Origin of the sequence: Achromobacter sp. GbtcB20, from assembly GCF_019091095.1 — a bacterium.
GTDB classification, from domain to species: domain Bacteria; phylum Pseudomonadota; class Gammaproteobacteria; order Burkholderiales; family Burkholderiaceae_B; genus Achromobacter; species Achromobacter mucicolens.
Genome location: NZ_JAGXJZ010000009.1, coordinates 119674 through 131779, shown reverse-complemented (window position 1 = coordinate 131779; position 12106 = coordinate 119674). Strand labels below are relative to the sequence as shown.

14 protein-coding genes are annotated in these 12106 nt (G+C 67.0%); 8 read left to right on the top strand and 6 right to left on the bottom strand.

Annotated features, from left to right (window positions below; genetic code table 11):
- Window positions 1–17: 17 nt before the first annotated feature.
- Together KVT32_RS14150 and KVT32_RS14145 are read right to left on the bottom strand one after the other, a co-directional pair.
- Complete coding sequence (locus KVT32_RS14150; RefSeq protein WP_142052320.1) at window positions 18–884, bottom strand: metal ABC transporter permease; 867 nt, start codon at window positions 882–884, stop codon at window positions 18–20.
- Window positions 881–1603, bottom strand: coding sequence for a metal ABC transporter ATP-binding protein (locus KVT32_RS14145; RefSeq protein ID WP_152382949.1), 723 nt, complete (start codon window positions 1601–1603; stop codon window positions 881–883). Before KVT32_RS14145 ends, KVT32_RS14150 begins: the two co-directional genes overlap by 4 nt.
- 357 nt (window positions 1604–1960) lie before the next feature.
- On the opposite strand from KVT32_RS14145, the gene KVT32_RS14140 reads away from it, so the two are divergent.
- The 5 genes from KVT32_RS14140 (at window position 1961) to hslU (ending at window position 6608) form a co-directional block, all read left to right on the top strand.
- A complete protein-coding gene (locus tag KVT32_RS14140; protein WP_056327248.1) occupies window positions 1961–2464 on the top strand; it encodes a Fur family transcriptional regulator in 504 nt (167 codons plus the stop codon).
- A 338-nt stretch (window positions 2465–2802) separates the two neighbouring features.
- Window positions 2803–3930: a GTP-binding protein gene (locus tag KVT32_RS14135; RefSeq protein ID WP_062838868.1), complete on the top strand. Its 1128-nt coding sequence runs from the start codon at window positions 2803–2805 to the stop codon at window positions 3928–3930.
- Between the two features lie 124 nt (window positions 3931–4054).
- The gene (dksA, locus tag KVT32_RS14130) at window positions 4055–4519 is read left to right on the top strand and encodes an RNA polymerase-binding protein DksA (protein WP_152382951.1); all 465 of its coding nucleotides are present in this window, start codon (window positions 4055–4057) and stop codon (window positions 4517–4519) included.
- Between the two features lie 144 nt (window positions 4520–4663).
- Entirely contained in the window at window positions 4664–5203 is a 540-nt protein-coding gene (gene hslV, locus KVT32_RS14125; RefSeq protein ID WP_056327243.1) for an ATP-dependent protease subunit HslV, read from the top strand.
- Between the two features lie 70 nt (window positions 5204–5273).
- Window positions 5274–6608 carry an ATP-dependent protease ATPase subunit HslU gene (gene hslU, locus KVT32_RS14120; protein WP_056327241.1) on the top strand — a complete coding sequence of 445 codons (1335 nt, stop codon included), beginning with the start codon at window positions 5274–5276 and terminating at the stop codon, window positions 6606–6608.
- Between the two features lie 76 nt (window positions 6609–6684).
- Here the strand turns inward: hslU and KVT32_RS14115 are convergent, their stop codons facing one another.
- A complete protein-coding gene (locus KVT32_RS14115) occupies window positions 6685–6990 on the bottom strand; it encodes a copper-binding protein (RefSeq protein ID WP_056327239.1) in 306 nt (101 codons plus the stop codon).
- 224 nt (window positions 6991–7214) lie between these two features.
- On the opposite strand from KVT32_RS14115, the gene KVT32_RS14110 reads away from it, so the two are divergent.
- A complete protein-coding gene (locus tag KVT32_RS14110; protein ID WP_217618392.1) occupies window positions 7215–7769 on the top strand; it encodes a cob(I)yrinic acid a,c-diamide adenosyltransferase in 555 nt (184 codons plus the stop codon).
- Between the two features lie 31 nt (window positions 7770–7800).
- Window positions 7801–8715 (top strand): dTDP-4-dehydrorhamnose reductase, encoded by a 915-nt coding sequence (gene rfbD / locus KVT32_RS14105; protein ID WP_217618391.1) that lies wholly within the window; start codon window positions 7801–7803, stop codon window positions 8713–8715.
- A gap of 42 nt (window positions 8716–8757) precedes the next feature.
- Here the strand turns inward: rfbD and lipA are convergent, their stop codons facing one another.
- A complete protein-coding gene (gene lipA / locus KVT32_RS14100; RefSeq protein ID WP_056327233.1) occupies window positions 8758–9762 on the bottom strand; it encodes a lipoyl synthase in 1005 nt (334 codons plus the stop codon).
- Between the two features lie 157 nt (window positions 9763–9919).
- Here lipA and KVT32_RS14095 point away from each other — a divergent pair, with 157 nt between their 5' ends.
- Window positions 9920–10732, top strand: coding sequence for a LacI family DNA-binding transcriptional regulator (locus tag KVT32_RS14095; RefSeq protein WP_217618390.1), 813 nt, complete (start codon window positions 9920–9922; stop codon window positions 10730–10732).
- A 6-nt stretch (window positions 10733–10738) separates the two neighbouring features.
- On the opposite strand, the gene KVT32_RS14090 is transcribed toward KVT32_RS14095, so the two are convergent.
- Both KVT32_RS14090 and lipB read right to left on the bottom strand, forming a co-directional pair.
- Complete coding sequence (locus KVT32_RS14090) at window positions 10739–11467, bottom strand: tetratricopeptide repeat protein (protein WP_152382954.1); 729 nt, start codon at window positions 11465–11467, stop codon at window positions 10739–10741.
- Complete coding sequence (lipB, locus tag KVT32_RS14085; protein WP_152382955.1) at window positions 11464–12102, bottom strand: lipoyl(octanoyl) transferase LipB; 639 nt, start codon at window positions 12100–12102, stop codon at window positions 11464–11466. Before lipB ends, KVT32_RS14090 begins: the two co-directional genes overlap by 4 nt.
- Window positions 12103–12106 lie beyond the last annotated feature (4 nt).

Genomic DNA, 12106 nt, shown 5'->3' with positions numbered 1-12106 from the left:
AATCTCCTCAGGAAGTCTCAGGCAGGTCGCGCGCGGCGCGTTGCCCGCAGCAGCCCGCCCTGCGGGCCGCCCACGATGGAAAACAGATAGCAGGCGCCGGCCGCCAGGATGATCGCGGGCGAGGCCGGCACGTCGAAGTGATAGGAGACCAGCAGCCCGGCCACGGAAGACGCCACGCCGATCGCCGCCGACAGCGGAATCTGCCGGGCCGCGCTGCGCACCCAGAACCGCGCCGCGGCGGCCGGCAGCATCATGATTCCCACCACCATCAGCGTGCCCAGCACCTGAAAGCCCGCCACCAGGTTCACGACCACCAGCACCAGAAAGCCCATGTGCACAAGGCCGCCCATGCCGCCGCTGGCGCGCAGGAACCCCGGGTCCAGGCATTCGGCCACCAGCAGCCGGTAGATTGCCGCCAGGACGAGCAAGGTCACGCTGGCCGTGGCCGTCACGAGCAGCAGCGCAGCGTCGTCCAGCCCCAGCACCGTGCCGAACAGCACGTGCAGCAGGTCCATGTTGGAGCCGCGCAGCGACACCAGCAGCACGCCCAGCCCGAGCGAGATCAGGTAGAAGGCGGCAAAGCTGGCGTCTTCGCGCAGCGGCGTCAGCCGGGCCACCAGCCCGGCCAGCAATGCCACGGCCAAACCGGTGGCGATGCCGCCCAGCATCATCGCGCCCAGCGACAGGCCCGCCATCAGAAAGCCCGCGGCCACGCCTGGCAGGATGGCGTGCGACATCGCGTCGCCCATCAGGCTCATGCGCCGCAATACGAGAAAAACGCCCAAGGGCGCCGCGCCCAGCGACAACGCGCAGGCGCCGGCCAACGCGCGCCGCATGAAGCCGTAGTCCAGGAACGGCGACACCAGCCACTGTGCAAGCGTCATGACCAGGCTCCCGCCTGCCGCTGCCGGGCCGCCTTCAGGTGGGCCTCGCTCAACGTCGCGGCAGTGTCGCCCCACGCCACCACCGAGCCCGACAGCAGCAGGCATTGCGGAAAGTGATCGCGCACCAGGTCCAGATCGTGCAGCACCGCGATCACGGTGCGGCCCTGTCCATGCAGGCCGCACAGCAGGGCCATCAGGTCCTCGGCCGTGTGACTGTCCACGGCCGCGAAGGGCTCATCCAATAGCAGCACTGGCGCGTCCTGCACCAGCATCCGCGCAAACAGGGCGCGCTGCATCTGCCCGCCCGACAGCGTGTCCACGCCCCGGTCCGCGGCATCGGCCAGGCCGACGGTTTCCAGCGCCTGCATGCAGCAATCCAGTTCCTCGCCACCGAACCCGCGCCATCCGCCCACGCGTCGCCAGGCGCCCATGGCCGCCAGGTCCAGGACCGTGGTGGGAAACGACCGATCCAGTTCCGCCGCCTGCGGCAGCCACGCCAGCGCCGGCCGCCCGGCGCCCTGGATGCGCACGCTGCCCGTCATCGGGCGCAGCACGCCCATGATTCCCTTGATGAGCGTGGACTTGCCCGCGCCGTTGGGGCCGACCACAGCCGTCATGACGCCCGGCGCGAAACTGCCCGAGACCGAGCGCAGCGCGGGCCGCCCGTGCCAGCCGAACGAGGCGTCGGCCAGCTCGACGGTGATGGGCGCCGCCATCATCGCAACCACCCCGCAAGCGTCCACCAGTCCAGCGCCCAGCCCGTCAACGCCCAAAGCACGGCGGCGGCCACCGCGGCATACGCCATGCGGCGCCATGCGGAAACAAGAAATGCGGATCGGGCGGGCGCGCGCCGGCCGGGCGCGGCGCCGGACCGCGGGGGCAGGAGCGTGAAGTGGGACATGGCAGGCAACAGCGGAAAACGGAAGCGTAAAGGAACAGCGATGGTTTTATTATGTTATATCATAACCAAATCGGACTAGCCTGCCGGCAGTTCCCGGACCCAGGGGTTTTCTGCTACCTTCCAGGCATCTCGCGCGCGCATCGCGCGCGCGCTTTCCATTCAGATAAAGCCCGCCATGTCCGCACCGTCCCGTCCACCCCGCAACGACAGCGTAGGCGCTCAGCTCAGCGTCGCCGAAACGCTGTGCGCGCAGCGCGGACGCCGCCTGACCCCCATCCGCCGCAAGGTCCTTGAACTCCTGCTGCGCCATGGCCGTAGCCTGAAGGCCTACGAGCTGCTGGACGCGATGCGCGCCGTTCACCCCGGCGCCGCGCCACCCACGGTGTACCGTGCGCTGGACTTCCTGATGGACGAAGGCCTGATACACCGCCTGGATGCCGTAAACGCCTGGAGCGCCTGCCACGACGCCGGCGGCGCGCCTCACGACCTGCTCGTCGTCTGTACCGGTTGCGGCGCCGTTGCCGAAGTCTCCGACCCGGCCATGAGCCGGCAGCTGGCCGAACGCGTCGCCCAGACGGGTTATGCGCTGGCCACGCACGAAACCGAGATCCGCGCCCTGTGCCCGCAGTGCCAAAAGACGCAGCCGGCCGACGCGGGTCACCACCACCATCACCACTGAACGGGGATCTTCCCCCTTTCGTTTCATCCGTTGGATGCGCCCGCCTGACCTGAACGTTTCAGCGCGGTTACCGCTTGCGCGCCCATGCGCTCTTGAAACCCCGCAAACCGCCCCAAAATAGGGGTATCGCCCCATACTTGACGGCGTTCGGCTGCCATCTGGCGGCCACGCCCCCCGGGTTGGCCCGGGGTTTGCCCCCTGCCCCCGACTGTGCTGTAATCCTGCGTCCGGCCGCTATCGGCGGCTGTCGCAGCCTGTGGCAGACATCTCCGGCAGGGACTGAAAACCCCGTCAGGCGCCGTGTTTCACGCCCCTGACATCACGCTAGCAGCTTCGCCATGAATACCCCGCGCAGTTTGGACAAAATGGTTCCCGTCACCATCCTCACCGGCTTCCTCGGTGCGGGCAAGACCACCCTGCTCAAACGCATCCTGACCGAATTCCATGGCCGCCGCGTCGCGGTCATCGAAAACGAATTCGGGCCGGAAAGCATCGACAACGACCTGCTCGTGCAGGACAGCGACGAAGAAATCATCGAACTGTCCAACGGGTGCGTCTGCTGCACGGTGCGCGGCGACTTGATGCGCACGCTGTCCGACCTTCGCGCCAAGCGCGAAGCCGGCGACCTGAATTTCGAACGCGTCATCCTCGAAACCACCGGCATGGCCAACCCCGGCCCCGTATGCCAGACGTTCTTCATGGATGACGACATCGCCGAGTACTACCGCCTGGACGCGGTGGTCACGGTGGTCGATGCCAAGCACGGCATGGCCACGCTCGACGCACAACCCGAAGCCCAGAAGCAGGTCGGTTTCGCCGACCGCATCCTGATCTCGAAGAAAGACCTGGTCAACGAAGTCGACTACGAAGCGCTGCGCCACCGCCTGGTTCACATGAACCCGCGCGCGCCGATCACCGCCGTCAACTTCGGCGACGTCGACCTCAAGTCCATCATCGACATCAGCGGCTTCAACCTGAATTCCATTCTGGACATCGACCCGGAGTTTCTGGCCGATGAGCATCCGGACGCCGCGCACGACCACGCCCACGGGCACGATCACGACCATGATCACGGCCACGGCCATGACCACGATCACGATCATGACCACGACGGCGAATGCGGCGCGCACTGCAATCATGCCCATCATCACCATCCCAAGCACGACGACGAAATCGGCGCGTTCGTGTTCCGTTCCAACAAGCCGTTCGATCCCGCGCGCCTTGAGGAATTCCTGGGCGGCGTCGTGCAGGTCTATGGCCCCGACCTGATGCGCTACAAGGGCATCCTGTACATGAAGGGCATCAACCGCCGCATGTTGTTCCAGGGTGTGCACATGATGATGGGCGCCGAACCCGGCAAGCCGTGGACCGCGGCCGAAAAACCGTCCACCAAGATGGTGTTCATCGGACGTAAGCTGCCCCAGGAGATTTTTACCCGGGGCTTGGAGCAGTGCCTGGCGGGGTAATCCCCATTCCTGCGTGACGCGATGCGACGAAGGCAGTACTGTGAGGTACGGATAGCGTAGGCAACAAGTAACACGGACCGGGACGGACGCCCGCGCCAGGATCGATTCATAGTGGAGTGTTTACATGGCTACCAAGGCAGCAACCAAAAAATCAAGCAAGTCGACGAGCGATACGGCGATTGATCTGCCCAGCGAGAAGGAAATGCTGGCCATGCCCGAGTCCGACTATATGAACGACCGCCAATTGGCGTTCTTCAAGGAACGGCTCAAACAACTCGAGCAGGACATTCTGGCCAACGCCGGCGAGACCACCGAGCACCTGCGTGAAACGCAATTCGTGCCCGATCCCGCCGACCGCGCCACCATCGAGGAAGAGCACGCCCTGGAACTGCGCACCCGCGACCGCGAGCGCAAGCTGCTCAAGAAGGTGCAGCAATCCATCGCCCGCATCGACAGCGGCGAATACGGCTGGTGCGAAGAAACGGGCGAGCCCATCGGCATCCCGCGCCTGCTCGCCCGCCCCACGGCCACCCTGTCGCTCGAAGCGCAGGAACGCCGCGAGATGCGTCAAAAGCTGTACGGCGACTGACCCGTCCCGCATTCGCTCCGTCCCCTGAAAGGCCATGCCGGTTTCCGCGCATGGCCTTTTTTATCGTCCCCGGGGCGCATGAAGTCCCCAGACCTTGATATCCCCGCGACCGCCCCCAGCTAACTTTTTCATAGGAAGGAACGCATGGAACAATTTCACGCCACCACCATCGTGTGTGTGCGCCGCGGCAACCGCGTCGCGCTGGGCGGCGATGGCCAGGTCACCCTGGGCAACATCGTCATCAAGGGCACTGCCCGCAAGATCCGCCGCCTCTATCACGACAAGATCCTCGCTGGCTTTGCCGGCGCCACCGCCGATGCGTTCACGCTGCAGGAACGCTTCGAGGCCAAGCTTGAAAAGCACCAGGGCAACCTGATGCGCGCCGCGGTCGAACTGACCCGCGACTGGCGCACCGACCGCGTCCTGCGCCGTCTGGAAGCCATGCTGATCGTGGCTGACGCCGAGCACACGCTGGTGCTCACCGGCAATGGCGACGTCCTGGAACCCGAGCACGGCCTGGCCGCCATCGGCTCCGGCGGCGCGTACGCCCAGTCGGCCGCCCTCGCGCTGCTGCGCAACACCGACCTGCCGCCCGAGACGATCATCAAGCAATCGCTCGAGATCGCCGGCGACCTGTGCATCTACACCAACCAGAACCACGTCATCGAAACGCTGGGCGACTGACGCCCGCCACGCGGCGCAGCCTGCGCCGCGGCGCCCTCCCAGCCCGCCCTAGCATCAAGGATCCGCCCTCATGTCCGCATCCAACATGACGCCCGGAGAGATCGTCTCCGAACTCGACAAGTACATCGTCGGCCAGAACCGCGCCAAGCGCGCCGTCGCCGTGGCGCTGCGCAACCGCTGGCGCCGCCAGCAGGTCGCCGAGCCCCTGCGCCACGAGATCCATCCCAAGAACATCCTGATGATCGGCCCGACCGGCGTCGGCAAGACCGAGATCGCGCGCCGCCTGGCCAAGCTGGCCAACGCGCCGTTCATCAAGATCGAAGCCACCAAATTCACCGAGGTCGGCTACGTGGGCCGCGACGTGGACACCATCATCCGCGACCTGACCGAATACTCCATCAAGCAGACCCGCGAGCTGGAAATGCGCCGCGTGCGCACCCAGGCCGAGGACGCCGCCGAAGACCGCATCCTGGACGCGCTGGTGCCTCCGCCCCGCGGCGCCTCGGGCGAACCGCAGCGCGGCGAAGACAACAGCGCCCGCCAGACCTTCAGGAAGCGCCTGCGCGAAGGGCTGATCGACGATCTGGAGATCGAGATCGAAGTCGCCCAGACCGTGCCGCAAATGGACGTCATGACGCCCCCGGGCATGGAAGAAATGGCCGAGCAGCTGCGCGGCATGTTCGCGGGCATGGCGCGCGACAAGAAAAAGCCCAAGAAGATGAAGGTGCGCGAAGCCTTCAAGCTCATCGTCGACGAAGAAGCCGCCAAGCGCGTCAACGAAGAAGACCTGCGCAGCGTGGCGATCACCAACGTCGAGCAGAACGGCATCGTCTTCCTGGACGAGATCGACAAGATTGCCGCCCGCCAGGAATCCGGCGGCGCCGATGTCTCGCGCCAGGGCGTGCAGCGCGACCTGCTGCCGCTGGTTGAAGGCACCACCGTCAACACGCGCTATGGCATGGTCCGCACCGATCACATCCTGTTCATCGCGTCGGGCGCCTTTCACCTGTCGCGCCCGTCGGACCTGATCCCCGAGCTGCAAGGCCGGTTCCCGATCCGCGTCGAACTCGAATCGCTCACCGCCGAAGACTTCGTGCGCATCCTGTCCGACACGGATGCGTCGCTGACCAAGCAGTACACGGCGCTGATGGCCACCGAGGACGTCGAGCTCGAATTCACCGACGAAGGCGTGCGCCGCCTGGCGGAGCTGGCCTTCGAGGTCAACGAAACCACCGAAAACATCGGCGCCCGCCGTCTGTACACGGTGATGGAAAAGCTGCTCGACGAGCTGTCCTTCGATGCGACCTCCAGCCAGGACAGGCACGTCAGGATCGACGCCGCCTACGTCAACGCGCAGCTGGCCGAAGCCGCCAGCAGCCAGGACCTGGCGCGTTACGTGCTCTGATCCCGCCCCCGGCGCAACCGGACGCAAAAAAACCCCGCCGCAAGCGATTGCGGCGGGGTTTTTCATTAGGCCGGCATCAGTTCGAGATCGCCGTCACCACGTACTTGCCGTCCTTGCGCGTGGCGGTGAAGCGCACCTTGTCGCCCGCCTTGATATTGGCCAGCAACGCCGGATCGGCCTGATAGACCAGCGACATCGCCGGCAGGTCCAGCGCCTTGATGGCATCGTGCTTGATCGTGACCTTGCCCGCAGCGGCGTCCACGCGCCGCACCTCGCCCGTGGCGTCGGCCTGCTGCGCGAACGCCAGGGGCGTGGCCAGCGAGACGACGGCCATTGCGGTGGCAACGGCCATGGGCGTTGTGTATTTGCGGTTAAAACCCATATGAAACCTCCCTATGCGGTCCGAGCGGGCAAGATGCCGAGGCGGTCTTGCCGCTTTTTACAGTGCTAGGATACTGCGCGAATGCAACAGTTCCGCTGCCAGTGCGCAACAATCCTGACGGTTGTTTGCTGACAGCCCCTCTTCGCGGCGGGCGCGCTTACCGTCGGACGCAAGCCGCTTACCTCTTTCACCACCCGCTTCTCACCACACCGAATCACATCACCATGGCCAACCGCTTATCCGTCATTGCCACCCGCACCGGTGACGATGGCACCACTGGACTGGGGGACGGATCCCGGATCCCCAAGGACGCCCCCCGCATCGCCGCCCTGGGCGACGTGGACGAGCTGAACAGCGTCATCGGCCTGCTGCTGACCGAAACCCTGCCCGAGGACGTGGCCGCCGACCTGCTCACCATCCAGCACGACCTGCTCGACATGGGCGCGGAGCTGTGCATCCCCGGCCATGTGGCGGTCAAGGACGAACAGGTGGCCCACCTGGATGCGCGCCTGGCGCATTACAACGCGGCGCTGCCGCCGCTGCGTGAATTCATCCTGCCTGGCGGTTCCCGGCCCGCGGCGCTGGCGCACATGGCCCGCACGGTGGCCCGGCGCGCCGAACGCGCCGTGGTGGCGCTGGCGGGCGTCGAGGCCGTCAACGCGCCGGTCAGGCAATACCTGAACCGGCTCTCGGACCTGATGTTCGTGCTGGCTCGCTACGTCAACCGGCATCTTGGTCAGCAGGACACCTTCTGGGCCGGCGCGCAGGCGCGCCGCTGACCTGTCCTCGCGCCTTCCGGAGCCCGCCCTCATGCCAAGCATCCTGTTATTGGGCAAGGACGGCCAGCTGGGCCGTGCGCTGCAGGCCGTCCTGCCGGCGGCGGGCGATCTGACGACGCTGGGCCGGGATGCCCTGGACCTGCGCGACCAGGGGGCCATTACCGCGGTGCTGCACGCGCATCGCCCGGACATCATCGTCAACGCGGTCGCATGGACCGCGGTCGACCAGGCCGAGCGCGAACCCGAAGCAGCCGCCCAGGTGAACGCGGTGGCGGTGTCCACGCTGGCACGGCACGCCGCGGCCAGCGGCGCGCTGCTGGTTCACTACTCCACGGATTACGTCTTTGACGGCGCGCTTGCGCGGCCCTACACCGAAGCCGACGCGCCCAATCCCATCAATGTGTATGGCGCCACCAAACTGGCCGGAGAACGCGCCATTGCGGCGAGCGGTTGCCAGGCGCTGGTGCTGCGCTGCAGCTGGATCCATTCGCTGCACGGGCGCAATTTCTTTCGCACGATCCTGAACCTGGCCCGCACGCGTGCCTCGCTACATGTCGTGGCGGACCAGCACGGCACGCCGACGCCCGCTTCGCTGATCGCGCAAACCACGGTGCGCTGCATCGCCCTGCATCAGGCTCGGACGCTGCCGTCGGGGCTTTATCACGTCGCGGCTGCAGGCGCCACAAGCTGGCATGCGTACGCGCAGTACCTTGTCGCGGGCGCCCGCAAGCGGGGCGTCAATCTAATGCTGAAACCTGAGCAGATTGCCGCCGTGGCGTCGGCGGACTATGCGGCAGACGCCGCGCGGCCGCGCAACTCACGGCTGGACACGACGGCCTTGATGTTGGCAACCGGCTTTGCGCCAGCCGACTGGACCGCGTATGTAGATGAGAGCCTGGATGCGCTCGTGGCCTGCGGCGTGGAGAAGTTTTTTTCGCAGGCGTAGCGGGCGCGGCCACGCAAGGCCACGCCCAGACCGATCCGGCGATCAGTTCACGCCAGCCGCGTGCGCCTGCTCGTCGGCGTGGTACGAAGACCGCACCATCGCGCCAACCGCCGCATGCGAGAACCCCATCGCGTACGCTTCGCGCTCGAACATCGCGAACGTATCGGGGTGCACATAGCGCAGCACCGGCAGGTGGTGTTCGGACGGCTGCAGGTACTGGCCGATCGTGATCATGTCCACGTTGTGCTCGCGCATGTCGCGCATCACCTGCAGGATTTCCTCGTCGGTCTCGCCCAGGCCCAGCATCAGGCCCGATTTGGTGGGCACTTCCGGATGCAGCTTCTTGAACTCGGCCAGCAACTTCAGCGAGTGCATGTAGTCCGAGCCCGGACGCGCCTGCTTGTACAGACGCGGCACGGTTTCCAGGTTGTGGTTCATGACGTCCGGGGGACCGGCGTTCAGGATGGTCAGCGCGCGGTCCAGGCGGCCGCGGAAGTCGGGCACCAGCACCTCGATGCGGGTGGTGGGCGACAGTTCGCGGATATGCGTGATGCAGTCCACGAAGTGGCCCGCGCCCCCATCGCGCAGGTCGTCGCGGTCGACCGAGGTGATCACCACGTACGACAGCTTCATGGCGGCGATGGTGCGCGCCAGGTTTTCGGGTTCCTTGGTGTCCAGCGGATCGGGCCGGCCGTGGCCCACATCACAGAACGGGCAGCGGCGCGTGCACTTGTCGCCCATGATCATGAAGGTGGCGGTGCCCTTGCCGAAGCATTCGCCGATGTTCGGGCACGAGGCCTCTTCACAGACCGTGTGCAGGTTGTGCTCGCGCAGGATGCGCTTGATGTCGTAGAAGCGCGAACCGGGCGCGGCGGCCTTCACGCGGATCCATTCGGGCTTCTTCAGGCGCTCGGCCGGAATGATCTTGATGGGAATGCGCGCCGTCTTGGCCTGCGATTTCTGCTTTTGCGTCGGATCGTAGACCGCCTCGGCAGGCGCGGCGGCGGATTCGTTCGAGGGCACAGGAGACTCGGCGAGCGTGGACATGGGACACCTTCGTGACCGGCGCGCAAAAGCGGCCGGGTCTGGGAGAAAACAGGCATTTTACCCCTCACGGCCCAATCCGCCGCGGGAACGTCCCGCGCCCCCGGGGACCGCCGGCCCTGGGTTATCGTCTGGCCTGACGCATTTCCTGCCTTTTGCCATGCCCAGCCTGCCCTCGCCCGCCCCGATTGCCGTGATTGCCGCCCGTCTGGATGCCGGCCCGACCGCCCGTGCCCTCCAGGCGTGCAGCGAGCGGCTGGCCCCCGCCGGCTACTACCTGGCGGCGGCGCCCTGGCACGACGCCGCGGCGCTGCCGCTGCTGGAGGCGCTGCAGCCAGCGGCCGCCCTCGTCGTCGGTCCCCTGGACAACGCCGCACTGCGCGCCACGCTCGCCGCGCTGGAGATTCCGGTCGTCGAGACCTGGAGCCTTTCGCCCCAGATGCTGGACAGCGCGGTGGCGATCGACAACGCCGAGGCCGGCCGCATGGCGGCGCGGCACCTGGCCGAAAAGCGCCATTTGCGCGTTGCCTGCATCAGCGCCGACACGCCCTGGGAGCGCGCCCGGCGCGAGGGCTTCGTCGGCAGCGCCGCCGCGCTGGGCCTGGAACGGGTCGCCGACATCGTGCAGCCCGAGGTCCAGCACATGAACGACGGCCGCATGGCTTTTCTGCGCTTGCTGGCCACCAACACGATCTTCGATGCGGTGTTCTGCACGTCCGACCTGCTGGCGGCCGCCGCCGTGTCGGAAGCGCACAACCGCGACCTGCAGGTGCCGCAGGATCTGGCCGTGCTGGGGTTTTCGGATGACGGCAGCGCCGTGCAGTGGGTGCAGGGCCTGACCACGCTGGGCGTGGACGCCGCCGAATTGGGCCGGCGGGCCGGTCAGTTGCTGTTGGACCGGCTGGAGGGCGAGCGCGGCGCGGGCCAGCGCGACATGATCGATGTGGTGCTGGACCTGCGGCTCAGCACCTGATCCGCGTCAGTCCGCGACCTCGTACAGGGCGGGAAAGCCGCAGTCCTGCAGCATGCCGTTGGCTTCCTTCAGGAACGCCTGCGTGGCGGTTTCGGGAACGCGCACAAGCCACGCCACGGCGTCTTCCTTGCGGCCCTGCAACAGCAGCATGCGGCCCAGGTGGAACATGCCCCGGAAATCGCCGCCCTCGGCGCAGCGCCGATAGCAATCGAACGCGCGTTCCAGGTCTTGCGGGACTACGTCGCCCGCTTCGTGATAGCGGCCCACCACGCCAATCGACTTCACGTGACCGGCCTGCGCGGCCTGCTGGTAAAGCGCCAGCGCCGCCGCCTGATTCTGCGTGACGCCGCCGCGGCCCGTGCGCAGCATGTGCGCGTAGTTGTACATGCCCCAATCCAGGCCCGCGTCCGCCGCACGCCGGAACCAGTACGCCGCGACCGTATCGTCGGCCGCGACGCCCCAGCCGTTTTCATAGCAGCGCCCCACCATGTTGATGGCCATGGGGTGATCGGCGTGCGCCGCGCGCTTGAACCACGACAGTCCCTCGGCGGGTTGGCGTTCGACGCCCACGCCGTCCAGCAGCATCTGCCCGTAGATCGTCTGCGCCTCGGTCAGCCCCAGGTCGGCGGCGGCGCGGATCCATGCGGCATATTCCTCGGGCGGCCCGGATTCGCGCAGCCGGGCAAGCTGTTCGGGCGTGGTGGCAGCGACCTCGGCCGCGGTGTAGGTCTTCAATTCGTGTTCCTTCGGCGATGCCAGGCGAGCGCCAGGTTCTGCGCCAGCGCGTCGCCCGTCTCGGTGGGCGTGCGCCGCACGCCACAGGCCGCCATGTCGACGGTGCGCAAGCCTTCGTAGCCACAGGGGTTGATGCCCAGGAACGGCGCCAGATCCATCTCGACGTTCAGCGACACGCCATGGTAGGCGCGGCCGTTGCGGATCTTGATGCCCAGCGCCGCGATCTTGGCCAGCTCACCGCCTTCGGGATGCGGCACATAGACGCCCGGCGCACCGGGCTTGCGACAGGCCCCGCCCACGCCCAACTGCGCGAGCGTGTCGATGACGGCCGATTCCAGCAGCGCCACGTATTCCTTGACGTACATGTCGGCGCGGCGCAGGTCAAAGAGCGCGTAGGCCATGACCTGCCCGGGGCCGTGATAGGTCACCTGACCGCCGCGGTCGCAATGCACGATGGGAATGTTGCCGGGGTTGAGCACGTGCTCCGGCCGGCCCGCCTGGCCCAGCGTGTAGACCGGCGTGTGCTCGCACAGCCAGATTTCATCTGGCGTGCCGGCGTCGCGCTGACTGGTGTACGCCTGCATGTCCTGCCAGACCGGCAGGTAATCCACCGGCCGCGCGAGCCACTTGATCACAGCG

Bases quoted from the DNA above. Each gene is read 5' to 3' on its own strand.
- KVT32_RS14095 (WP_217618390.1), top strand. From the start codon at position 9,920: ATGCCCAGCCTGCCCTCGCCCGCCCCGATTGCCGTGATTGCCGCCCGT.
- KVT32_RS14140 (WP_056327248.1), top strand. From the start codon at position 1,961: ATGTCCGCACCGTCCCGTCCACCCCGCAACGACAGCGTAGGCGCTCAG.
- KVT32_RS14115 (WP_056327239.1), bottom strand. From the start codon at position 6,990: ATGGGTTTTAACCGCAAATACACAACGCCCATGGCCGTTGCCACCGCA.
- hslV (WP_056327243.1), top strand. From the start codon at position 4,664: ATGGAACAATTTCACGCCACCACCATCGTGTGTGTGCGCCGCGGCAAC.
- rfbD (WP_217618391.1), top strand. From the start codon at position 7,801: ATGCCAAGCATCCTGTTATTGGGCAAGGACGGCCAGCTGGGCCGTGCG.
- KVT32_RS14145 (WP_152382949.1), bottom strand. From the start codon at position 1,603: ATGATGGCGGCGCCCATCACCGTCGAGCTGGCCGACGCCTCGTTCGGC.
- dksA (WP_152382951.1), top strand. From the start codon at position 4,055: ATGGCTACCAAGGCAGCAACCAAAAAATCAAGCAAGTCGACGAGCGAT.
- KVT32_RS14110 (WP_217618392.1), top strand. From the start codon at position 7,215: ATGGCCAACCGCTTATCCGTCATTGCCACCCGCACCGGTGACGATGGC.
- KVT32_RS14135 (WP_062838868.1), top strand. From the start codon at position 2,803: ATGAATACCCCGCGCAGTTTGGACAAAATGGTTCCCGTCACCATCCTC.
- hslU (WP_056327241.1), top strand. From the start codon at position 5,274: ATGTCCGCATCCAACATGACGCCCGGAGAGATCGTCTCCGAACTCGAC.
- KVT32_RS14150 (WP_142052320.1), bottom strand. From the start codon at position 884: ATGACGCTTGCACAGTGGCTGGTGTCGCCGTTCCTGGACTACGGCTTC.
- lipA (WP_056327233.1), bottom strand. From the start codon at position 9,762: ATGTCCACGCTCGCCGAGTCTCCTGTGCCCTCGAACGAATCCGCCGCC.